Genomic DNA, 24554 nt, shown 5'->3' with positions numbered 1-24554 from the left:
TATCATAAAAATTTTCTTTGAAATTCACTCATATTCAACCTGCGTAAATCATATATATTCATGTTGTGTGAAAAATGACAGGTAAATGCGGAGGGTGATCGGGTGTTGAAGAAATGGATTATGATGTGTGTAATTTGTTTATTGGCTGTGACGGGGACAATGCAAAGTGTCCAAGCAGCAGGTTTTAAAGATATGAATAAGAATACTTCGTCGTTGTACGTGGAAGTAGAATATTTAGTGGGACGTGGAATTATAAGCGGTTATCCGGATGGCAAGTTTAAGCCAAATGCGCCGATTGCAAAAAAACATATTGCAGCGATGCTCGTGCGGGCGCTGGATTTGCCTATGTTGGATTTGAAGGACCCAAAATATCAGGACGTGCCGAAAACACATCCTTATTACAAAGAAATAGCTGCTGCCTACACGGCTGGATTGTTTTCAGATTCCGCTAACTTTCAACCTGAATCCAGCATTTCACGTGCATTTATGGCGCGGTTGATGGGGAAGGCATGTAATTTAAAAGTGCAGAAAATGGCGGAAGGAGATCCAGGTTTCAGTGACGTTCCCCGTAATTCTGAATTTCATACTGATATTTTAAAAGTATCCACCAACCATATTGCGACTGGATATCCTGACGGCACATTTAAACCAAATCAACTCATTACGCGCTCGCATTTTGCTGCATTTTTGACGCGTGCACTTACTACAAGAGCAATGAATATTTTGCCCGATCCGAAATATACGTATTACTATACCGACGGGTCGAGCACGTACCGTTATGAATATGACCGCAAGGAAGAGAATGGCCTGGCCTATTGGCGCATCCATAACGAAACGAAATATGAATCCATACCTAGACTGGGATTCGGTCAAAATTTAGGGGCCTATGTAGAAGCGTTTGATGACTGGTTTCACTTTGATCAATATATTCCACATCCGTTCGTTATAACGAAGATCCACAGTGAAAATGAGATTGGGCCGGTCAACTATGGAAACGTCTGGATTACAGGGACGAATGAAGTGCGAACTGTTCGAGATGTAAACTATCAGGATGTGCTGGCAATTGAAACATCTATACCTTGGGAGAAGCAAACCATTTTTGAATATTACGCGAAAGATATTGGTTTGATTCAACGAGTGGATAGTTCGGGGAAAGAGTTGTTTGGATTGGTGAAACGTGTGAGAAAGTGATTGAAATAGATGCCTGTGCGTATAACAATTGTTATACGCACAGGTATTTTTATTCTAATACCTTTGAGGCCTATCAATCTGGGGATGTTCTCAAAATACGTCCTTTGGTATACTTTTTGATACTATACCACTTAAAAGTGCGTACTTACCTAATTAAAATTTGTGGATTATACTAAAAAGCGTAGTAAATTTATTATACACAAGAGGAGAAATATAACTTATGAACATTTTAGTCGTAAAAGCCAATAACCGTCCCGCCACTGAAGCGATTTCCAGCAAGATGTACGAAACGTTCATGGCTGAATTAGAAGGAAAAGATGTAAACGTCACAACGTACGATGTATTTGAAGAAGATACGCCGTATTTTGGTCAGGAACTGTTTAATGCTTTTGGTAAAGTACAAAACAGCGAAGAATTAACAGACGTCGAATCACGTCTTTTAGCTGCAAAACAAAAAGCGATGGATGCAGTCTCTGCTGCTGACGTAGTTGTATTCGCATTCCCATTATGGAACTTAACGATTCCGGCGAAATTACAAACATTTATTGATTATGTATATGCTGCAGGCTTTGCATTCAAATATGATGCGGAAGGCAATTTAATCAGCTTAATGACAGACAAAAAAGCGATCTTCTTAAATGCACGCGGTGGTATTTACTCATCTCCACAGACAGCACCGTTGGAAATGTCTGTTACGTACATGCGCAACGTGTTTGGTGGCGTGTTTGGAATGGAAATCATTGATGAAGTGGTAATAGAAGGACATAATGCTATGCCAGATAAAGCGAAAGAAATTGTTGCTGACGGCATGGAAGAAGTAAAAGCTTCTGCAAAACGTTTAGTGGATATGGCAATTCACGCGTAAAATTATTGAACTCAGAAACGCACAACAAGAGTTTAGTGCAACAATAAAAAATCGACATCCAAAAGGCTAAGGCCAGTCGGATGTCGATTTTTTTTTTTGGATTTTTGGTTCTTTGAATACGTCACACTTATCTTTTCGGAATAGAAATACCGCCCAATCTTCTGTGTTTCATTGATATCTTCCTTTGAGAAAAACAGTTCTGTATCTGCAAGGCTAATTATATAAATCTGTTGCTATGTTTTACAGATAGAGTCGATTAACGGTATGATTAGTAATATAAATGAAAATTGGGTAAACATATTGATAGATTGGATCTGCTGCTGTTAAATTTACCTTCATAGGAAAAGGGAGGCACGGATATGACGCTGCTCCTATTTATTTTATGTTACTTGGTCGGTGGTGTGTTGCCTGCCTTGTATGTGGGAAGAGCGAAGGGTATCGATATCCGTTCGCAAGGCAGCGGCAATCCAGGGGCTCGCAATGCAGGGAGAATGCTCGGGGAAAAGGCATTTGTTCTCGTGTTGGTACTGGACGCCGCGAAGGGTGCATTGCCGGTCCTGGTCGGCAAATCGCTGGGGTTCAGTCCTGCTGTTGTGCTATTGCTGCTTTTCGCAGTAATGCTCGGACATTGTTTTCCTATTTTGCATCATTTCAGGGGCGGCAAGGGCGCTGCGTCTTTACTAGGCGGGATCATTGCGTTTCAGCCTTTATTGGCAGTGCCTATTATTCTCGCTGCAGTTGTGCTGTATGCTTTTATTCGGGAGAAAACGAAAGTCAGTGTACTAGCGATGACTGTCATCATACCTATGATAGCCATCTTGCACGGCTGGCTGGCCGGAGGTATCGCTTTATGTTTGATTGCTTTACTGTTAGTGACACACCGAAGTTACTTACTCTGACGCAGGAAGGATGCGAATAAAATGACGTATTATTATCGGGTCGCTGTGCTTCCGCAAGATGCTGAACGAATCCATCATTTAAATTATCGAACGTTTGTAGAGGAAATCCCACAGCATCAGGCAAATGAAAAGAGACTGCTGGTGGATGCGTTTCATGAGGAAAATACATATGTTTTGTGTTTGAAAGATGATGACATGGTAGGAATGATTGCGATTCGTGAAGCGCGTCCGTTTTCATTGGATAAAAAAATTGGGCCGATTGAGAACCATTTTACAGAACCGCCTGTCTATCCCGTGGAGATCCGTCTTCTCGCCATTGATCAGGCACACCGTAAAGGCCGGGCATTTTTCGGATTGATGCAGGCACTCGTGAACTGGTGCCTAAAAACCGGATATGATGCAGTCGTAATTTCAGGGACAGTTCGCGAGCTTAAGCTGTACCGCCAAATTGGTTTTGTGCCATTCGCTGATCCGGTCGGCACCGAAGAGGCGAAATATGTGCCAATGATTATTACACATGCCACATTTGAAAAGAGTACAGCCAAACGTATTGGTCTGCCGATGGTGAATTTATTGCCGGGGCCAGTAAAAATCGCCAAAAACGTTCAGTCCGCTTTTACAGGAGAGCCTGTTTCCCACCGGTCACCAGCCTACGCGCGGCTTCTCGCTTCTGTAGAGAAAAAGCTGTTGAGGTTAACAGAAGCGCAGCATGTAAAGGTGCTGCAGGGAACCGGGACGCTTGCGAATGATGCGGTGGCGGCACAGCTTTCACGAATTTCAGGAAAAGGGCTGATTTTGGTAAATGGTGAATTCGGCCGGCGATTATGCGAGCATGCCAAACGGTTTGGCCTGTCGTTTGATTGCTTCGAACAAGCGTGGGGTAAAGCGTTTTCGATGGAACTGCTGGCGGAACGTCTAGATACTGGATTGTATAAGTGGGTATGGTCTGTTCATTCAGAAACATCTACAGGTGTCTTGAATGAACTCGGACAGATTGCAGCACTGTGCCGTGAGCGTGGAATTTATAGCGCCGCCGACTGCGCCAGTTCAATCGGAACGGTGTCTGTTGATTTGAAAAACGTGGATTTTGCCACGTCAGTCAGCGGCAAAGGACTTGGCGGCTATTCGGGGCTTGGACTTGTGTTTCATAAGGCCGCAATTGATCCGGACGAAACCATTCCGTGTTATTTAGATCTGGGTCTGTATGAGAAATGCGGCGGAATTCCTTATACACAGTCATCAAACCTGCTGTCTGCGCTTGAACAATCGCTAGACAATATACTGCAGAATCCAGATCAAACATTTCAGCAAATCCAAAGCTGTTCAGACAAGCTGCGTACAGGTATGGAAAAGCTCGGGATAGAGGTTCTTTCTCCAAAGGACTTTAGCAACCCGGGTATTCTAACGCTTAATTTGCCTGCAACCGTGTCTTCGCAGAAGCTAGGGGATAACTTATTTCTCAACGGATTCTGCACGCATTACGAAAGTGTCTATTTGCAGGAGAGGAACTGGCTGCAGCTGGCAGCGATGAATAAGCCTGATGATGTTGAAATTAAGAGGTTTTTGGAAGTGCTTGGCTATCTGATTTGAGGGCCATGTATGAGTGGGTGTATTTTCTATGTTTCTCACGCAGGTTATTTACATTTTGCGGAATAAAATTTTCTTCCACTTCGGCCTGCACAGTACTGAAACTCGGGGAACTTCCCTAGGATTAACTTATACCATCGTTTATGGCGCATGACTATTTACAGTCATGCGCTTTTTCGTACTGCGAACCATTCTGCGAAGCTGTTTTCACGGACGTGCAAAGTGGTATTGAAAGTAGTATTAAGTTTACAATAGACAGATAAAGGAGTGAGTGAAATTGAAATATAATGACACATGGGATTTGGAAGAGGTATTTGCAGGCGGTACAAATTCAGAAGAGGTGCAAACGAAAATATCCTCAATAAAGGAAGATATTGTACATTACGCGAATCAGTTAAAAGAATGGAACCGTGAGCCTGCCAATGATACAACTGCCTTGCAGTCAATATTAAAGCAGCAGGAAGTAATCGGGAAAGGCCTTGGTCAAGTGGCTACATTTGTAAATATGTGGCGCGATGCTTTTATGATGATGAATATGCAAGTGTTGTGAATGGTCAAGTAATGGAACTAGGCAGTGAAATTCAGCAGCTTTCCACGATATTCACTAAGAAACTTGTGGCGATTTCAGATGAGCATTGGAATAAACTGCTGCAGGATGACACGTTCAAAGAAATTAGGTTTTCCTTGAATGAGATACGAGAACAAGGTCAGCGTCTTTTATCTGAAGATGAAGAGAAGCTGATTGCTACATTAAATAAAGACGGCATAGCTGCATGGAGCGATCTGTATAATACAGTGGGCTCAATTTTAACAGTTCCTTTTACAGACGATGACGGCGAAACAACAGAGTTATCTATTGGTCAGGCTATGAATAAAATGTATGCAGATCCAGATCCAAGAGTTCGCGAAAGACTTTTTAATGAATGGGAAAAGGTCTGGTCCAAGAACGGTCCTGTATTTGCGGATATTCTCAATCATTTAGCCGGTTACCGCTTAACACTGCAGAAAGCTCACGGACGAAAAGGGCATTTGGAGGAACCGCTTGAATACAATCGGATGACAGAACAGACGCTTCGGGCAATGTGGTCGGCAGTCGACAAACAAAAACACATATTTCTTAAGTACTTGGATCAAAAAGCGAAATTATTGGATATGGAAAAGTTGGGATGGCAGGACGTGGATGCCCCGGTTGCCGTAGGGGAAACAAAGCCTTCACGTTTCACTTATGATGAAGCGGCTGATTTTATAATCGAGCATTTCTCTTCATTCGGCCCGAAACTGACCGACTTTACTAAGCATGCACTGGAAAATCGCTGGGTGGAAGCGGAAGATCGCCCAAATAAACGACCAGGTGGTTATTGTACGAGTTTACCTGAATTTGAAGAATCCCGTATATTCATGACGTTTACAGGATCACCAAGTGATGCCAGTACATTAGCACATGAACTGGGGCATGCTTTTCACAGTCATGTCATGAAAGATTTACCTGAACTGAATCAGGGGTATGCCATGAATGTGGCGGAAACAGCCAGTACATTTGCTGAGACGATTATTGCGGATGCAACAGTGAAAAATGCTGCAACGGATGAAGAGAAAATATCTCTTTTGGCAAATAAATTAGAAGGTGCTACCGCGATGTTTTTAAATATTCGTGCCCGCTTCTTATTTGAAGATCAATTTTATACAGAACGAGCAGAGGGAATTGTATCAGAAAAACGGTTGAATGAATTAATGACCGCAGCACAAAAAGAAGCATTTGGTGATAGCCTTTCATCTTATCATCCACATTTTTGGGCAGCCAAGCTTCACTTCTTCATCGACAGTGTGCCATTCTATAATTTCCCCTACACATTTGGGTACTTGTTCAGTCTCGGTATCTACGCGGAATACTTGAAGTCACCTGAAGGATTTGAAGAAAAATATATTGCCTTACTACGAGATACTGGATCGATGAAGGTGGAAGAACTGGCGAAGAAACACCTCGCTGCAGATATGACGAAGGAGGATTTCTGGACAGCGGGGATTGAGCTTGTCGGTAAAGATGTGGAAGAATTCATTAAGCTAACTGAACAATTGCGAAAATAAGATGTGATTAGGGGCGGTGTCAGCTTATTACCTGTCGCCGCGCCTTAATTGATAAGAAATATGCTTGAATCCCGGTTCTCTAAATGGGAATTATAAAGTGCGTACGATATACGAAGATGAAGGATTGCAACGGCATCTGCAGCAGTGGTGAATGAATTAGTAAAGGTATCTGTGCGAGATCATTTAGAATATGATCTTGCACAGGCCTTTTTATTATATAATGAAAGGAGAAGAAATACAGATGTCCGCAAAGGAGTGAAAAGATATGGAAAGTTACATAGTAATGCAGGGGCGTACTTACCACGTAGAGAAAGAATTAGGTATCCTCTTTTCATTGCGGCAGGATAGCGCAGGCAATGAACATCATTTCTGGGAACGAATGAAAGAAGTAGTCGAGGGAGATCGCATTTTTCACTATGTAAAAGGGGATATCGTGGCAATCAGTGTAGCGAAGTCGGGATATCGAGAAGAACATAAGCCGTCCACTATCCCACTGCCAGACAGTGAAAATGCTAAGGGGTACTTAGTGGAGGCGGAGTATTATGAGCTCGATAAGCCATTAACGATTGCTGATTCTTTTGATGAAATCCTTCCGCTTTTACCGATATTGTATTCTCCGTTTCAAGACAATGCGAATGGCAATCAGGGCTATCTATATCCATGTAACGAAGAACTTACCATTAAATTGGTCGAGCTGATCGCGGATTTGAACATTTACGAAATCGATGAAGAGCAGTTGGAGTTTGCAATGGGCACAGTGAAAAAGACCGAACACGATTTTCTCATTCCCTTACTAGCTGAAACCGAATCAGAAACGAAAACGAAAGTTAGAGTAGGACATCAGCGATTCCGAAAAGAACTGTTGCCGCTATGGCATGATCAATGTGCATTGTGCGAAATAGAGTTGCCAGAACTTCTTCAAGCAAGTTACGCAAAGCCCTGGAAAGACTGCACAGCTAATGAACGCATCAATCCCAACAACGGTATTCTTCTTTGCCGTAACCACGATGCCCTTTATCATAACGGGCTCATTTCATTTGACGGACAGGGCAAGATCCATATTTCATCTGCAATCTCTGAAGACGATTATGAAAAGTATGGACTTCATACCAAGATGAAAGTGAATAGAACCGACAGCAACAAGCCTTATCTAAAATGGCATAAGAAGCATATATTTAAAAAGTGAAAATGGTGAATAAAGTATCAGGTCCCGAAACAATTCCTATTTGTTTCAGGACCTGATACTTTTTTGTATGCATGCAGATGGACGTTCGCACATATAGATAAAAGTCGATTCCTTTAGTTTAAAATTTGACTTGACATTCAAAAGTTGAAAATTTGGAATAATCCACACAACTAGAATAGATGAATTAGAGGAAGTGAGATTGTATGTCACTGCGTGAGAAAAAGGTTGAGAAGAAAAAAGATGAAATTAGGCAGTCTGCTATGAGTGTCATTGCAGAAAAGGGCTACCACGCCACCACGATGGAAGATATTGCAGCAAAATTACTAATGACAAAGGGGTCCGTTTACTACTATTTCAAAGACAAAGAAGACCTAGTGTTTGAGAGTCAGAAAATGCTTCTTGAACAAGGTATTGAGCATCTTGAGAACGTCATGTCACAGGAAGTGTCTACTGGTCTGAAACTGCATAACGCCATGGTTGTACACATCGAATATCTAATCACTGAAAGAACAGATTTTTTCTTAGGAGCAAAACCTGATCAAGTTTTCAACGGCGAGCATTTACAGGAGATCTTGCGCCTTCGAAATAAATACAGTGATTATATTGACCAGCTGATTCAACAAGGAATGAAAGACGGCAGTTTTAAAAAAGTGGATTCCAACATCGTCAAAAATATTATTTTAGGTGCAATGAACAATGTGATTATCTGGTACTCGCCGAAAGGCAGCAAAAATAAAAATGAATTGGCAAATTCAATTGCTGATTATTTACTACAAATTCTCGTGTAGGATAAAAAATCAAGCTACTTAGAAGAGGAGAGAAGACGTTATGAAAATGGATGAAATATCAGCGGTTATTACAGGAGGAGCCTCGGGATTAGGAGAGGCGACAGCTAGAAAGATTGTGGCGGCCGGAGGGAAAGTGACCATTTTGGATTTGCAAGAAGACAAAGGGATGAATTTGGCGGAGGAGCTTGGAGAGAACGCATCATTCGTCAAGACGGATGTCACAAATACAGAAAGCGTTCAGTCGGCATTAGATCATGCAGTGAATACTTTCGGCACGATCAATGTAGCCGTTAACTGTGCGGGTATTGGTGTAGCAGAGAAAACATACAGCAGCAGAAAAGGCGTGCACGATTTACAAAGTTTCAGCAAAGTAATTCAGATTAATTTAATTGGAACGTTTAACACCATTCGTCTCGTTGCCGAACACATGGCGAAAAATGAACCGAATGAAAATGGTGAAAGAGGCGTGATCGTGAATACCGCATCTGTCGCAGCATTTGACGGACAGATCGGGCAAGTTGCGTATGCTGCATCCAAAGGCGGTATCGTTAGTATGACATTGCCGCTCGCTAGAGACTTGGCTTCTGAAGGTATTCGGGTGATGACGATTGCACCGGGGTTATTCGAAACGCCGATGTTCAATTCACTGCCTGAAAACGCCAAAACAGCTTTAGGCGCAATGGTACCTTTCCCTTCAAGGCTCGGATATCCAGAAGAATACGGACAATTAGTACAGAGTATCTTCGAAAATCCAATGCTGAACGGGGAAACAATCCGCCTGGACGGAGCGGTACGGATGCAGCCTAAATAAGTTAGTAAAGGAATCCTATATATCGAATGAAATGTAAGGGCCTACAAATAAACTGACAAAAGAGGGATCGTTATGCGTGAAGCAGTTATTGTGGAATGGGTCAGAACACCGGTAGGAAAGAGAAATGGTGCATTGAGTACGGTGCGAGCTGAAGATCTGGCAGCAAAGCCATTGGCGGAAGTCGTGAAAAGAGCCGGAATTGATGCCGGGATAGTAGAGGATGTCATCTTCGGCTGTGTTTCTCAAGTAGGTGAGCAGAGTTTTGATATCGCAAGAGTCGCTGCACTCCAGGCAGGTTATCCGATCGAAGTGCCCGGTACGACGATTGACAGACAGTGCGGATCAAGCCAGCAGGCGATTCATTTTGCTGCCCAGGCTATTATTAGCGGTGATATGGATGTAGTCGTTGCAGGTGGGGTTGAAAGTATGTCGCGGGTGCCGATGGGGTCAACTCGCTTAGGCGTAAATTTCAGTGAAGAATTAACGTCGAAATATGAAATGATACATCAAGTGGTATCAGCTGAACGAATTGCGGAGAAATGGGCTATTTCACGAGAGGAAATGGACAAATTTTCATTGGAAAGTCATGAGAAGGCTGTCATTGCTCAGAATGAATGCCGATTTGAAAAAGAACTCATGCCGATAGAGGTAACGCTGGCGGACGGAACGAAAACGGTGATTAAGGAAGATGAAGGACCAAGGGAAGATACGACAATGGAAAAGCTGAGCACATTACCCTCTCCATTTAAGGAAAATGGGAATGTCACAGCAGGAAACGCGAGCCAGATCAGTGACGGGGCCAATGCGATTTTGTTAATGTCGCGGGAAAAAGCTGAAGAGCTTGGATTAAAACCTAAATTCAAAGTCTTGACCCGCGTCGTCGTTGGTTCCGATCCGACATTGATGCTCACAGGACCGATTCCGGCTACAGAAAAAGCATTGCAGAAAGCAGGACTCACGCTCGATGATATAGATGTTTTTGAAGTAAATGAAGCATTTTCTGTTGTCGCTCTTGCTTGGTTGAAAGAAACGGGTGCAGATCCCAAAAAGTTGAATCCAAACGGCGGTGCAGTAGCTCTCGGCCATCCGCTTGGCGCTAGTGGCGGACGTTTGATGATTACGATGATGAGTGAACTGGAAAGAACAGGTGGCCGATATGGATTACAGACCATGTGTGAAGGACACGGAATGGCAAATGCGACAATTCTAGAAAGATTGGATTGAACGAGTAACGCAGTCAGAAAGGAGGAATTCATTTGCCGTTACACTCTATTCGTGTGCTAGATCTATCCCGTTTATTGCCGGGACCTTATTGTTCTATGCTTCTGGCAGACTTCGGAGCAGAAGTGATTAAGATTGAAGAGCCAAACATCGGTGACTACGCCAGAGAAGGATTACCGAAAATAGACGGAGTCAGCGCGCTCTTTCATTCATTAAACCGGAATAAAAAGAGTATTTGTCTTAATTTAAAAGCGGCAGAAGACAAAGAGCAGTTTTTGAAGCTTGTGAAAGATTCAGATGTAGTGATTGAATCATTTCGTCCAGGGGTGATGGAACGGCTGGGTCTTGACTATGAAACATTGAAAGAGATCAATCCCGGGTTAATCTATTGTGCCATCACAGGCTATGGTCAGGACGGTCCTTACGCTGATTTACCGGGGCATGACGTGAATTATATCAGCTACGCGGGACTGCTGAATATGATGGGCAAAAGGAATGGTGAACCTCAAATTCCCGCTACACAAATTGCCGATATTGGAGGAGGTTCCTATCCGGCAGCAGTCGGAATTCTGCTTGCATTATTTGAAAGAGAAAAGACAGGAATAGGTCAAATGGTGGATATTTCCATGATGGACGGTGCGATATCATGGATGCCAACGTTTCTTCCCAACTATCTGGCATCCGAAGAACAGCAAAAAAGAGGAGAGCTGGATTTAAGCGGGAAGCTCGCAAGCTATGCTGTATATGAGACAAAAGATCAAAAATGGTTATCTGTTGGAGCACTGGAACCGAAGTTCTGGAGTGAATTCTGTAAAACGATCGGTACAGAAGATTTCATTCATAAATTACGGGAGCCGATAGATGTGCAGGAACAAATGAAAGAAGAAATTCAACGTATACTGCTGCAGAAAACTAGTGCGGAATGGATGGAAACTTTTCAAAAGGTGAATGCGTGTGTATCTCCTGTTCAGTCATTTGAAGAAATGGTGGACGATCCACAAGTAAAGGCGCGGGGCATGATTCAAGAAATATCTGATTCAGAGTTTGGAACAGTCAGGCATATCGGAATTCCAATTAAACTATCAGACACGCCAGGAAAGATCAGAAGTGTTGCTCCGATGCTCGGAGAACATACAGAGGAAGTACTGGGAGAGTAGTAAAAAGTATATTTCCAGTCAGCACTATCAATAGGAAGGGGACCATTTACAATGGATATTGGACAATCGCTTTCACGCAACGCACGCAGGATACCTGAAAAAACGGCAATTATTTATGAGGATCGTACGTATACGTATCAGCAGCTTAATCAGGAAGTAAATCAACTGGCACATGGTCTAATTCAGCAAGGGGTGAAATCAGGAGACAAAGTGGCTCTCATGATGAAGAACTCCGATAAATTCGTCATTGTGTACTATGCGATTTTGAAAGCCGGTGCCATCGCTGTACCAGTGAATTTCCGTTTAACTGTGAATGAGGTTTCTTATATTTTGGATAACAGTGATGCAAGTGTCGTGTTATGTGACGAGGAATATGCTTCCTTAATAAATGAAGCAACACTGCAAAACAAGAAGCTTCATTTGAAAGTTACAGCAGGAGTTCAAGCGTTAAGCGGGCAAATAACATATCGGGAACTGCTGCATGAGAATCGTGGGAATCCAGATGTTTCTGTTGATGAATCTGATGACGCCGAAATATTGTACACATCCGGCACGACTGGCTATCCGAAAGGGGCATTATTTGATCATCACCGCGTACTCCATGTCGCATTTAATACCTCTATGATCCTGAAAATAAGTTCAGACGATGTTCTTCTCCATGCGGCACCACTGTTCCATTCAGCACAGTTAAATCTATTTATGGTTCCTGGAATCTATCTGGGCTGTACACAAATCATCCATCAAAATTTCGAACCTCAAAAAGTGCTGCAGGCCATCGAACATCATAAAATAAGCTTCTTTTTCGGTGTACCGACTATGTATAATTTCCTGCTGCAAGTTCCTGATAAAAACAACTATGATCTTACATCTGTTACCCGCTGCGGCTATGGTGCTGCGCCGATGCCTGTCGCACTATTGGAGCAGGCGATGGCACTGTTTAGCACGGACCAATTTTACAATATGTGCGGTCAGACAGAAGGTGGGCCGGGAGCCGGTGCGTTCCTGCTTCCAGAACAGCATAAAACGAAGATAGGTGCTGGCGGGAAAGCCTCGTTAAATACAGAATTGCGGGTCGTGGATGAACATGGCAATGACATAGCGCCAGGCGGAGTGGGAGAGTTTATTATACAAAGCGAAATGGTTATGAAAGGGTATTACAATAAGCCCGAGGAAACAGCGAAAACCCTGCAAAACGGGTGGCTGTATACCGGAGACCTGGCAACGATCGATGAAGACGGCTTCATTACGCTGGTAGACAGGAAGAAAGATATGATCGTTTCGGGCGGAGAAAATGTCTACTCTACAGAAGTCGAACAGGCGCTGTACAGACATCCTCAATTGTTGGATTTAACGGTGGTTGGCCTTCCTGATCCGGTATGGGGCGAGAAAGTAGTTGCCATTATCGTACCCAAGCCGAATGAAACGCTCGACTATGCGGAGCTAAAAAGTTTCTGTAAAGGCCATCTGGCTGATTATAAAGTGCCTGTTGAATTCATTGAAGAAACTGTCATCCCTAGAAATGCATCTGGAAAAGTGTTGAAATACCGCATCCGCGAAGCGTTGGTTTCGAACAAGCCCGTCAATCCTCTCAATGTACACTAATGTGGAACGGTCGCTTGCTAATCATTCACAATATAAAACAGCTTTCTTTATTGGTAGGCAAAGGAGAAGTGGATAGATGAAGAGAACATTTTTAACAGAAGAACATGAACTGTTCAGGACTTCTGTACAAAAGTTTTTGAGGAAAGAAGCTGTTCCGTATTTAGAGGATTGGGAGAAAGACAAACAAGTCCCCAGGTCTTTTTGGAAGAAAGCTGCAGCCCAAGGATTTTTAGCCCCTTCAGTCGATGAAAAATACGGCGGTTTTCATGCGGATTTTGGTTATGCCGTAGTCATCAGTGAAGAATTTGAAAAGGTGGCAAGCGGACTTGGAGGGATCGGACTCCATAATGATATCGTTATTCCGTATATACAATCTTTCGGTTCCGAAGAGCAAAAAGAACGCTGGCTAACGAAAGCAGTTACCGGCGAGATGATCAGTGCGATTGCTATGACGGAGCCAGGCACAGGCTCGGATTTGGCAGCGGTGCAGACGACTGCCGTGAGAGATGGAGAAAGATATATCATGAACGGAGAAAAGACTTTCATTACCAATGGCTATTCGGCTGACTTGGTCATTGTCGTTTGCAAAACCGATCCAAATGCTTCTCCTGCTCATAAAGGGATCAGCTTACTGATAGTAGAAGAAGGCACACCCGGATTTACAAAGGGGAAGAAACTGAATAAAGTAGGCCAGCATGCAAACGATACATGTGAATTACTATTTGAAGACGTGTCAGTACCTGCAGAGAACCTGCTTGGAGAAGAAGGAAAAGGCTTCTATTATTTAATGGAAAAGCTGCAGCAGGAACGTTTGATGTGTTCCATTCAAAGTATCGCTTCTGTACAGCGTATGATTGATATTACGCTTGATTATGTCAAAGAGCGGCAGGCATTCGGAAAAAGAATCGGTGACTTTCAAAACACCCAATTCAAACTCGCTGAAATGCAAACCCGTGCAACGATTGGACGTACATTTGTTGACCGTTTAATCGTTGAGCATATGAACGGTGGAAATGTTGTCAATGAAGTGTCGATGGCCAAATGGTGGACGACTGATTTGGCGCAGACTGTAGCCGTGGACTGCATGCAATTTCACGGTGGCTACGGCTATATGGAAGAGTACGAGATTGCCCGGAGATATCGGGACGTTGCAGTTAATTCGATTTATGCCGGTTCGAATGAAATTATGAAAGTGATTATTGCGAAAAATCTGGGGCTTTGAAAATCGTACCAGTTCCCGAAACAATACAAAATTGTTTTAGGAACTGGTGTTTTTAACTTTTTTGTGCTTAAAACTACTGCTTGTGCGGGGTGCATATCGGAAAAAGTATAGAATGGTTTTGATTTGTGTGATGCACAGGTAAGGTGTTTACATATTATAAGATGGGCTCAGGTTCAACTTTGAAATAATCATAAACATTTATAGAGGCGGCTTTTGCAGGGCTTCCTTTATATATTTTCCCTTCCAGTGTGTCCTTTACGACCAATGCTCCTGAAGAAATAAAACAATCCTTAGCAACCGATATTTCATCATTAAAGGTACTATTTATGCCGATAAAACAATTCTCTCCAATTTCACAGTTTCCAGCAATCACAGCATGTGAAGAAATAAAACAATTATCCTTGATAACGGATCGGTGTCCAATATGGTTTCCACTCCATAGGATAACGTTATTCCCTACACGAACATGGTGCTGAAGTACATTATGTTCAAAAATAAAACAATTCTCTCCGATTGTTACATTTCTCCAAACAAAGGCTTTGGAGCTAACATAAGATACTAATTCATAACCCTTATTTTTTGCTTCCTGAAATAATCTTGTTCGTAATCTATTAAAACCAGTATATGTCGCGGCGACGAACGCTTTATACTCACTTGCTGGATAAATTTTCTCAACCTCTTCAAAAGGAACAACAGGTAAATCATAAAGTCTATCCTTTTGTATATAGTCCTTCTCGGGAGCAAAAGCCACTATTTCATAGGGAGAGTCATAAGTGAAATATTCATATGCAATTTCTGCTAATTCTCCAGCTCCGACGATTACCAACTTTTCTCCATTTTTCAAAGGTTTCTCCATTTTTTATCCTCCAATAGATTATCATTTTTTTATTTCTTCCTAATTAAACTATACAGTATATAGTTTTAAAATGGGTATATTTTAATAAATTGTAAATCGATAGTTCCTCCCTGCTATCCTTCTTATATAAATGAAGATGTGAAGATGCGAGTGAAATGATATAGTTAAATCTTCAGATTATCTATTTAAAGGAGAGTGGGTTTATACATGGAGCAGACATTAACAGCATTAGCAAAATTCATGACAGAACAAGTGAGATTTATTGAAAATGAAGAGGAAGATTTTTTCGAAGGACGCACATTTGAAATAGCAGATGTAGAATCAGAAGAACTGCTGGCTGTCTGTGTGCTGGATTCCTCCGATCAGCTAGTCAGTTTTTATTATGTGGAGTCGTATGAGTCCGGTGAAATGAAGGCGGAAGAGATGCCTGCGGTTGCCGGGAATTTCATTAAGGCGTTCTATCCTGAAGGCTTAGAAACATATCGTCTGCAGTCGGTTATTGATTTAGACGATTCCTGTATCGTGGAGTACGGAATCAATGAAGAAAAGCATGGGCTGTATCTGCCTGGCATCGGATTCTCCGTTACTATTTCGACCGCGGGACGCATCGTGCAATTCAGCTACAGCCATGATCCACTTGACATCCGTTATCCTGCGCAAATGATTACTGCAGATGAAGCGAAGGAAAAATATGCAGAACTGATTGATTTTGAATTGATCATTCGGAAAACAGATACTGCAAACTATGTCAATGGAGACGACACGTACCGGCTGGTTTACGCAGTGAAGGAAGCGGCGGTGGACATCCCGGCTTCCGGTGAAGAACCTGACACGGTATCAGAGGGAAATCAATTTGAAGCGGTTTTGGAAGATCGTGTACCGGAAGAGTCCCTTTATGAAATGCTCGGAGTGACCGATGATCACGTGAAGATCGGAGGGCAAGTTGAAGAAGGAATCCGCACGGAACTGTGGCAGCATGCTTCATTAGATATCCCTGATGAAATTGATTTGTCATCAGTTTACAACGAACAAATGATTACGATTCAATTTGACAGTGCAACAAACAGTCCGGTATTTATTGCTAACGTGGAAGGATGGCAGGGAGAGCAGGAGTCGCTCGAAGACCAAATGCTGAAGGCACGCGCACTCGACTTCTTATACAAAGTGTTTCCGCGGGCAAAGGCCCATTTCCTTCTGGAGTTCGAGGAGCCCGAAGAAGAATGGCTGAATGAATTCGATGACGGAGAAGAAGTTGAAGAGCCGGAAGAAGAATGGGAAACGTTCTGCGATGAAGACCTGGAGGAAGTCGAAGAAGAGGACTCGAAAGTTTTCTATTTTCATTACCATGTCGGCGGAATTCCAGTAGAAGGATGTGTCACTGCCATTCAAGTGGGTCTGTATTCAGGGCATATTATCAGTGCTTCTGTGGAGCCTGCGGATGAAACGCCATTTTTGAAATTGAACACAGAGCCGGCGCTCACAAAAGCGCAGGCGAAAGAGCTGCTGATGCAAAAACTGCAGATGGAGCTTGCCATGGCGAACGAGTTTGATGAAGAAGGAGAGTCGTTTTATCAGTTGACGTATCTGCCGTCGTATCCTGAAACGACAGGTCATATTCAGATGATTGACGCGGAAAATGGCAAGGGGTATTTTGTGGATACGGGGGATTCTATTTTTTATTGATATGTTTATTGCATACATGTACATTGAAATAGACTACTGATTATTCAGTCATTAAATAAAGTGTCCACTTTCTTTAATACGTTAAAAAGAGAATGAAAAGGAACAAAATTTTATCCTTAATTTTATGAGTACATTTGAATGAAACCTAGAAAGCATTGATCCGTATTAAATAGAAACGGGAGGTGCCTAGATGTTAAAATCTTGGAAGTTCTGTTTCGTGTTGCTTCTTTTTGTCCTGCTCTCGGGCTGCAGTGGTGTAGCGAAATATGACAATGATGAACCGGCGGCCATTGTAAAAGGGCAAGAGATCACGGTTGGGGAGTTACGGTTCTTATTTCCGGATAAAACGGCATTAAGTTATTTGAACGGGGCAATTCAAGTAGAACTGGTGAAACAAGAAGTGAAGAAAATGGGCCTTGATATTTCTGAGCGTCTGGATGCAGAAAGTGACGGGTTTGAGATACTGCCCCCTGAGAGTACAGATGATGTAAATGCCAGGCAAAACCGAAAATTTGCTGAATCACAGGCTAAAAAGTTTGATATGGAACCAGAAGAATTTCAGAGGGAATATGCCAGAAGGCTGAATGAACAAAATGCTTATGTGATGACGTATCTGGAAGAGAAATTAGGCCCGTTTCATTTTGATGATAATAATGAAAATCAAATAACAGATTATAATGAGGAATCAAATCAGTTATTAGAGGAACTGGCTGAAAAGAATAAAAAGGAAATCGAAGTGCTGATAAAATAGTCGATTCACTAATCGGGTCAGTTTAGTGAATAGGAGTAATGAAAAATATCGAAGTAGGTGAGACGGAAGGGAAGTTCAAATATTATCTTAGTGGAATTGGATGGGCTGCTTAAGCTAACTGGGCAGTTGTGGAACAAGAAATGTACTTTAATCGGTCCAGATTGTTTAATTAAATATACTTAAGTAAAGGACGAGGGGAAATGGGATGAGAATTAGTCAGCAAGAATTTATTGTAAACAAGACGACCTATGTAATTAGGTCTGCCGAAAATAAAGACGCTAAGGATTTGTCTGAAATCAGATTGCAAATCGACGGTGAGACTGAAAACCTTGATAGAGAAAAAGGGGAAGCATTTATAGATGTTCAAGGTTTTGAAGAACTTATCAAAACAGATACAGCAAGCAAGAAGAACCTTTTTTTAGTTGCCGTAGTTCAGGACAGGATCGTCGGATTTTCAAGATGTGAAGGGAATTCATTAAAACGATTCGCTCACAAGGTGGAATTTGGGGTCTGTATCCTAAAAGATTATTGGGGGTACAGCATTGGCAAAAACCTTTTAAAAGAGTCTATTGCTTGGGCAGACTCAAATGGAATAAAAAAAATCACCTTACATGTTCTTGATACAAATGAAAAAGCAATCAGTCTATACGAAAAATTTGGTTTCACAACCGAAGGCATTCTAAAAAATGACAAAGTACTTTCCAATGGTGAATACTACAGCACCGTTGTAATGGGCAGATGTAATTTGTGATGAATTGTACTTGTAAAATTGTTACTGGCTTTATAAGAACCAATCTAAAACGGTCGTGTCTTAACCTTAGAGTTTGGAATATAGGCACAAACTAAGAGTCCATTCTGATGTGAATTTGGACTCTTTTTCGTTTTTAATGTAGGTTTGTGCCAGTGAAATAAACGAGTTGAAAAATCATGAGAAAAGGTTTTTTATCGCTTATTGTTTACATACGTACTCTTGTAACCACTTATCAGCTTGTTCTTTCGATGTGACATCGCCATTCAACTGGCATGCCTCCAGCTGCATCAGAAGTTCAGAGAATGAGGGGCCAGGTTTGAGTCCGGCTTTCATCAAATCGGAGCCCGTCAAGTACTTCGTAAGATTTCGTCGCTTCTGTAAATAGTCAACGACAGCCTGCTGTTCTGTCACTTGTCCGGCGGCCAGAATAAACAGGATCGCTTCATCAGAATAAGCGTTTAACAAGAAATGCCATTCGCCTTCCTGGCGCGTTTCCTCCCACTGTTCATATGCATGTAAATCTGATATTTCTTCCAGCAATTTTCGCTCGGGCTTCAGCAGCGCAAATCTTTCTGCAGCATACAGTTTGGAGTCGCAATAAAACGGAATCAAAAAGTAATCGAACCAGCTGGGTTGTTCCTGTTCGGTGTACATCTTCTGCAATGCTTCAGCAGCTGCACAGGAAGATTCCATTTGATTTTCCTTAATGCCGAATTGCTGCCATACATTTAGTTCAAAGAGCCGCCGGATGACTTTCTGTGGCATGCCTTCTTTAAACAAACGTTTCATTTCTTCATTAATGCGCTGTGTGGTTAATTGCGTCATTTTATCGATGGATTCTAAAGCTAGCTTTTCTGTTTGGTCGTCCATCGAAAATCCGAAACGGCCTTCAAAGCGGACCGCACGGAAAATACGGGTCGGATCCTCAACAAAACTGATGTTATGAAGAATTTTTATTTTTTGTTCCAGCAGATCATACTGTCCGCCGAACGGGTCGATTAATTCACCGAACGATTCTTCATTGAGCCTGATTGCCATCGCATTGATGGTGAAATCACGGCGCTGCAAATCGTCTCCCAAAACGGACTTCTCCACTTCGGGCAAAGCAGCGGGCTGTTCATAGTACTCAAGTCTCGAAGACGTAACGTCAATAGACAGCCCCGACGGATGAGTCCAAGTTGCAGTTCCGAAGCTTTCATGCTCGAGCACTTCTCCGCCATAGGCTTCCTGTAACCCTCTTGCCAAATGAATTCCGTCACCTTCTGCCACAATATCAATATCATCATTTGGTCTGTTCAGCAAGATATCCCGAACAATCCCGCCGATTAAATAGACTGGCGTATTCATTTCGCTGGCAGTCTTGCCGATTTCTTTCAATAGTCGGCAGACCTCTTCAGGCAGCTGTTCTCCCATTTTTCCAGCCAGCTCTTCCGCTGTCAGACCTTCCTGCGCGACCTGGTCCGTCAGTACGTCACTGTGCAGCACTTTAATAATATTGGTTCTTGTCACGATCCCGACGAGCTGACCGTCCACGATGACAGGCAGCCTTCCGATATTATGGTCAATAACCAGTTCTTGAATTTCTTCGAGAGAAGCATCAGGACCGATCGTATACACTTTCGTAGTCATATACGCTTTTACCGGTGCATGTCCGAGTCCGTGATGATTCGCTTTATCGAGATCCCGTCTAGTGATCAGGCCGATTAAACGACCTTCTTCAACAATTGGATAACCTGAGTGACCGTAGCGGTACATGCGGCGGCCAGCTTCTTCTATCGTCGTGTCGGGGGAGAGTGTCTTTACCGGACTGGTCATCAGTTCTTTTGCTGTAATTGCAGGCTTCAGTATTGTCGGAAGATCCTCAATCAGCTCGCTGAGAATTGCTTCTATATCACCTTTTTTGACAGTGGCCGAACCGGCTTGTTTATGACCGCCTCCACCAAGTTTTTTCAGGATTGGCAGCAGCGTAATCCGTTCGGAATTGGCACGGCCGACTACGACAACGGTCGTTTTCATTTTGACGACGGCAAAAGCTGCATCAGTTCCTTTGACTCCAAGTAGTTTACTCGTCAACAAAGCGAGTCCATTTTGGAATTTTTCCAGTCCATAGGTAGAAACAGCGATTTCCAGTCCGTCTACTTCGTGGATTTCGGTATGGGCGAGAAGATTGTCCAATAAATCTTGCTGTTCCGATGTCAGTGTCTGTTCCGAGAAACGCTGGACTATTTCCATATTCATTCCTTGCTCCAGCAGATAGGCGGCCATTTGAAAATCGCGGATTGTCGTATTGTTATACGTGAAATTACCCGTATCCGTATAAATTCCGAGTCCGAATAAAGATGCTTCAAACTTCGAGACCGGCAGCCCGCGTTTCTGGATCTCTTCCAGGAGTAGCGTCACGGCAGCCCCTGTCAGTTCTACAACACCTTCATCGTACGGAACATCTTTTTCGCTTTTTGGATGATGGTCATAGACGATGATATTCCGCGTTTTTGGATCGAAGTCCTGTGGAAGACTGCCAATACGGGATAAAGAAGCGACATCCACAATGATCATCTCCGTTACGAGTGCCCAGTCGATATGCGCGTTCGGCACAAAGTCGAACATGTCCCGGTAGATATTCAAATAACGCTGCACCCGGGTTTCCAGCTTATCTGAAATCACCAACTGCGCTTCAGGATAAAGCTTCTTTGCTGCAATCATGGAAGCCAGTGCGTCAAAGTCGGTATTTACATGTGATATAATAATTTGCAATTACAGTTCCTCCTGTAAAAAAATATAATGTTTAGTATATGGATAGTTTTCATTAGTGTTATAAAGTTTTGGAATCTTGATACCTATATAAGTTTAATTTTACGACTTATCTTGTAGAAGTAACTGAGTACCGTTGATTAGTCTATAAAGTATAAAAGTTTTATTCAATATATACGATAGTTATATTCTACAACAACATCTCAATCCATCGACGTTAAAACTTTCCGACAAATTGAAACCCTTATCATTTACAGCTGCTGTATCCTTTTTGATCCCTGCTTTCTATATAGAAAGAAAAAGGGGTTTTTCTAATGACTCATTATCTTTCGGCTTACGCCAGGTTTTCGAATAAAGAAGAAATGGATGCAGCGGCTCGTCGGCATATGGACATTCATTGGAATGCGATGAATAAAACGGATCGTGCAGTACTGGAGATGATTCGCTGTTATTCTGTGAAGTATTTGGCTGCACATTTGAAACATCAAACAATGGAAATGAAGCTGGATTTGTCGAACTCGACGATTCGGCGCACGCTTCGAAAACTCGAAAAGCTGCAAATTATTGAGCGTCATCACTTTGTCCGACCTGTAATGAATGGCCTGGGAGCGAACATTTATGTTATTTTGCCTATCGATGACCAGGGGGAAATGAACAGTCCGCTGGCAATGAATGAAGCCTATAAAGACACGGTTCCTGAGGTGATTGTAGAAAAGGAACCTTCTTTCTCTAAATCTCAAAACAGTAAAGACTTACCAAAGACGTCTCATCCTGCAGATGAAAAGTTATCCACATCGTTATTTACGAAAATGAAGGATTTGCTTGCGCTGACTGGAGATACATCGAAAGCCAGAGAGCTGTTTGCAATCTATAGATACCAGTCAGGTCGCATGCTGCGTTTTGAAATTCATCAAGGAAAAGAAGAGTTATTTGAGGAATTGGCATATCGCTCAGCGAAGATTAGTGTCATGGCGACGAAGACGAAAAAAATACGTAATGTAGCTGGATATTTCAGTGGAGTGCTGCGCCAGTTAATAGCTGAAGCGTTATTTCATGATATACATGAAGAATATACAGTCTCGGTGGAGGAGTTATATTTGTCTTAAAGAGGAATTTTCCAGTAAGATGTACCTGTACGATTTTTCTTACTGAAATAAAAAGGGGGATATTCTACATGTCCTATTCCATACAACTGATTAGAAAAGATGAGCAAATCACGACAGAATGGTCCGGCGGTGACACGACGCAGCTAGCTATTTATCCAGAGGATGCACAATATACGCAACAAAATTTCAAGTGGAGAATTAGTACAGCTGTGGTTGAAGCAGAAGAGTCTGTTTTCACTCCTCTTCCTACTATAGATAGGCTCATTATGGTAATTGACGGTGAAATGACGCTAAAGCATGAAGGGCATCATCACGTACATTTAACACCTTATGAACAAGATCGATTCAACGGAGGATGGACAACGCGAAGTTATGGAAAAGTAAGAGATTTCAATCTCATGCTGGCAAAAGGTTGCAACGGAGAACTTGAAGCCATCACTGTAGAAACAGACGGTGATTACAAAATTGTCAGTCCACATGCCAATGAACTTCAAACTTTTCAAGCGTTTTATTGTGTAAATGGTCCGGTGTATCTAACGGTTAATGATAAAGAAAAATTCGATGTTGAAGACGGTGACTTGTTCCTGTTACATAGGGAGGGTTTGGATAGTTGTGTTTCTATCAAGTTTTTCAATAAAGCTGAAGTCGAAGCAACGGTTATTAGAGCAAGCGTGGTTTTTCAATAGGTTGTAACTACATCGATAACTATATGATTTTCAATCAAACAGAAAAAAGCCGATTCGCAGTGGAATTGGCTTTTTACGCATGTCTTTTCACTTTTTCCGCACGTGGCCAGATAAAATAGGAAAGGGAAATGCCAATATCAATGGCTAAAATGACTGCCCAAAGCTTCAACATTTGAAACAATGCTTCCGTTTTATCGGCATCTGCAACGAAATAGATCATCCCTGCCAGAAAAGCTCCTCCGATGATAAATGCCAGCACATGTTGCAAGGAACCTTTCATTGAATGACGTGCATGAGCGTAACCTGTTTTCTTCTCAGGTTTCGAGCCTTGCTTCTTGATGTAATAAAGAAAGCGTACATCCGCCCAGCGAATCATGCTTTTACCAAACGCAATGGAAACTCCAAGATAAATTGCAGCAATAGCATGTACTTGGGTTGCCACGGCTCCGTTATACATATCTGACGCAGTGACGATTAACAATAGCAAGTCTATGACGGGAGTTAGAGCGAGAAAAAACAAGCCAAGTCTCTTCTTCTTAAATAGATAGCGTGTGATAAGCCCAGCCAAGATCACGACCCAAAAGCCTATTTCACAGGCAACAATCGTCCAAGCAATGAAATTCATGACATCACCCCTTTATATAATACAATTGTATTGTTTTTCTATCGTATCATGGAAAACCTTGTTAATACAAGTGTATTGTTACAACGTATTATTTAGACTATACTAGTTATATGGCAAAACTAGTTAATCATGATGAGCGTAAACAATTGATTGCTGAGGCGATGTGGCGAGTCATTTTGGATAAAGGGATGGAAGGAGCGACAGTACGGAATATAGCGGAAGAGGCGGGGCTCTCGCTTGGAGCTCTGCGCCATTATTTCTGTACCCAAGATGACTTGCTGGTCTATGCAATGACGCTCGTACAAGAAAGGGCGACTGCCCGAATTGAAACGGTTGTAAGACAAAAGCTGTCGCCAAAGGAAATGGTGCTGGCGGTGCTTTATGAGATCGTGCCGCTCAATAAAGAAACAAGAGCAGAGATGGAAGTATGGTTTGCATTCATTGCGTATGTCAACCATCGAAAAGACGAGCTGCCTATTCCCGATGATGGTGTTTGGGAGAGCATTCAAAAAGTAATAGGTTATTTGGAGATATCCGCTTTATTGAAGAAAGATCTAGATTTAGATCTAGAAGCAGAACGGCTATATTCGGTAATTGATGGAATTGCAATCCACGCTTTGCTCCAGCCGGAACGACTGGATGCCGAGAAGGTAAGGCGAACGATAAGCCATCATATTGATTCGATTTGTATATAGACAAATGGCGAGCCGGTATAGCGAAAATGGAGGAAA

Annotated in this window: 20 protein-coding genes and 1 pseudogene; 18 read left to right on the top strand and 3 right to left on the bottom strand. The window is 42.4% G+C overall.

Features of this window, described 5'->3' with window-relative positions:
- Positions 1-105: 105 nt before the first annotated feature.
- From Q1J64_RS15515 to Q1J64_RS15460, 12 genes and pseudogenes are all read left to right on the top strand, one after another.
- Positions 106-1191 carry an S-layer homology domain-containing protein gene (locus tag Q1J64_RS15515; RefSeq protein WP_301110020.1) on the top strand — a complete coding sequence of 362 codons (1086 nt, stop codon included), beginning with the start codon at positions 106-108 and terminating at the stop codon, positions 1189-1191.
- 220 nt (positions 1192-1411) lie between these two features.
- Positions 1412-2056, top strand: coding sequence for an FMN-dependent NADH-azoreductase (locus tag Q1J64_RS15510; protein WP_301110019.1), 645 nt, complete (start codon positions 1412-1414; stop codon positions 2054-2056).
- Positions 2057-2415: 359 nt separating this feature from the next.
- Positions 2416-2955 carry a glycerol-3-phosphate acyltransferase gene (locus Q1J64_RS15505; protein ID WP_301110018.1) on the top strand — a complete coding sequence of 180 codons (540 nt, stop codon included), beginning with the start codon at positions 2416-2418 and terminating at the stop codon, positions 2953-2955.
- Positions 2956-2976: 21 nt separating this feature from the next.
- Entirely contained in the window at positions 2977-4545 is a 1569-nt protein-coding gene (locus Q1J64_RS15500; RefSeq protein WP_301110017.1) for an aminotransferase class V-fold PLP-dependent enzyme, read from the top strand.
- 274 nt (positions 4546-4819) lie between these two features.
- Positions 4820-6627, top strand: a pseudogene (locus tag Q1J64_RS15495) (M3 family oligoendopeptidase).
- A 265-nt stretch (positions 6628-6892) separates the two neighbouring features.
- Positions 6893-7813 (top strand): HNH endonuclease, encoded by a 921-nt coding sequence (locus Q1J64_RS15490; protein ID WP_301110016.1) that lies wholly within the window; start codon positions 6893-6895, stop codon positions 7811-7813.
- Between the two features lie 203 nt (positions 7814-8016).
- The gene (locus Q1J64_RS15485; RefSeq protein WP_301110015.1) at positions 8017-8601 is read left to right on the top strand and encodes a TetR/AcrR family transcriptional regulator; all 585 of its coding nucleotides are present in this window, start codon (positions 8017-8019) and stop codon (positions 8599-8601) included.
- Between the two features lie 40 nt (positions 8602-8641).
- Positions 8642-9412 (top strand): 3-hydroxyacyl-CoA dehydrogenase, encoded by a 771-nt coding sequence (locus tag Q1J64_RS15480; RefSeq protein WP_301110014.1) that lies wholly within the window; start codon positions 8642-8644, stop codon positions 9410-9412.
- A gap of 72 nt (positions 9413-9484) precedes the next feature.
- Entirely contained in the window at positions 9485-10636 is a 1152-nt protein-coding gene (locus tag Q1J64_RS15475; protein ID WP_301110012.1) for a thiolase family protein, read from the top strand.
- Positions 10637-10668: 32 nt separating this feature from the next.
- The gene (locus tag Q1J64_RS15470) at positions 10669-11790 is read left to right on the top strand and encodes a CaiB/BaiF CoA transferase family protein (RefSeq protein ID WP_301110011.1); all 1122 of its coding nucleotides are present in this window, start codon (positions 10669-10671) and stop codon (positions 11788-11790) included.
- A 51-nt stretch (positions 11791-11841) separates the two neighbouring features.
- Complete coding sequence (locus Q1J64_RS15465) at positions 11842-13392, top strand: class I adenylate-forming enzyme family protein (protein WP_301110010.1); 1551 nt, start codon at positions 11842-11844, stop codon at positions 13390-13392.
- Between the two features lie 76 nt (positions 13393-13468).
- Entirely contained in the window at positions 13469-14614 is a 1146-nt protein-coding gene (locus Q1J64_RS15460; protein ID WP_301110009.1) for an acyl-CoA dehydrogenase family protein, read from the top strand.
- A 154-nt stretch (positions 14615-14768) separates the two neighbouring features.
- Here Q1J64_RS15460 and Q1J64_RS15455 read toward each other — a convergent pair whose 3' ends face one another.
- Entirely contained in the window at positions 14769-15470 is a 702-nt protein-coding gene (locus Q1J64_RS15455; protein ID WP_301110008.1) for an acetyltransferase, read from the bottom strand.
- A gap of 207 nt (positions 15471-15677) precedes the next feature.
- On the opposite strand from Q1J64_RS15455, the gene Q1J64_RS15450 reads away from it, so the two are divergent.
- The 3 genes from Q1J64_RS15450 (at position 15678) to Q1J64_RS15440 (ending at position 18655) form a co-directional block, all read left to right on the top strand.
- A complete protein-coding gene (locus Q1J64_RS15450) occupies positions 15678-17153 on the top strand; it encodes a YcdB/YcdC domain-containing protein (protein ID WP_301110007.1) in 1476 nt (491 codons plus the stop codon).
- A 190-nt stretch (positions 17154-17343) separates the two neighbouring features.
- Positions 17344-17904 (top strand): hypothetical protein, encoded by a 561-nt coding sequence (locus tag Q1J64_RS15445; protein WP_301110006.1) that lies wholly within the window; start codon positions 17344-17346, stop codon positions 17902-17904.
- A gap of 205 nt (positions 17905-18109) precedes the next feature.
- Complete coding sequence (locus Q1J64_RS15440) at positions 18110-18655, top strand: GNAT family N-acetyltransferase (protein ID WP_301110005.1); 546 nt, start codon at positions 18110-18112, stop codon at positions 18653-18655.
- Positions 18656-18853: 198 nt separating this feature from the next.
- Here Q1J64_RS15440 and Q1J64_RS15435 read toward each other — a convergent pair whose 3' ends face one another.
- The gene (locus Q1J64_RS15435; protein ID WP_301110004.1) at positions 18854-21409 is read right to left on the bottom strand and encodes a CBS domain-containing protein; all 2556 of its coding nucleotides are present in this window, start codon (positions 21407-21409) and stop codon (positions 18854-18856) included.
- A 311-nt stretch (positions 21410-21720) separates the two neighbouring features.
- Between Q1J64_RS15435 and Q1J64_RS15430 the strand changes: the two genes are divergently transcribed.
- On the top strand, positions 21721-22512 hold the full coding sequence (locus Q1J64_RS15430) for a hypothetical protein (RefSeq protein ID WP_301110003.1): 792 nt from the start codon (positions 21721-21723) through the stop codon (positions 22510-22512).
- A 68-nt stretch (positions 22513-22580) separates the two neighbouring features.
- Positions 22581-23198: a HutD/Ves family protein gene (locus Q1J64_RS15425; protein ID WP_301110002.1), complete on the top strand. Its 618-nt coding sequence runs from the start codon at positions 22581-22583 to the stop codon at positions 23196-23198.
- Positions 23199-23271: 73 nt separating this feature from the next.
- Here the strand turns inward: Q1J64_RS15425 and Q1J64_RS15420 are convergent, their stop codons facing one another.
- Positions 23272-23823, bottom strand: a complete 552-nt coding sequence (locus tag Q1J64_RS15420; RefSeq protein WP_301110001.1) for a hypothetical protein — start codon at positions 23821-23823, stop codon at positions 23272-23274.
- 110 nt (positions 23824-23933) lie between these two features.
- On the opposite strand from Q1J64_RS15420, the gene Q1J64_RS15415 reads away from it, so the two are divergent.
- Positions 23934-24518 (top strand): TetR/AcrR family transcriptional regulator, encoded by a 585-nt coding sequence (locus Q1J64_RS15415; RefSeq protein WP_301110000.1) that lies wholly within the window; start codon positions 23934-23936, stop codon positions 24516-24518.
- The last annotated feature ends 36 nt before the right edge of the window (positions 24519-24554 follow it).

Source organism: Sporosarcina sp., assembly GCF_029257255.1.
In the GTDB taxonomy this organism is placed as follows: Bacteria; Bacillota; Bacilli; order Bacillales_A; family Planococcaceae; genus Sporosarcina.
This window is presented reverse-complemented; position numbering and strand designations above follow the sequence as displayed.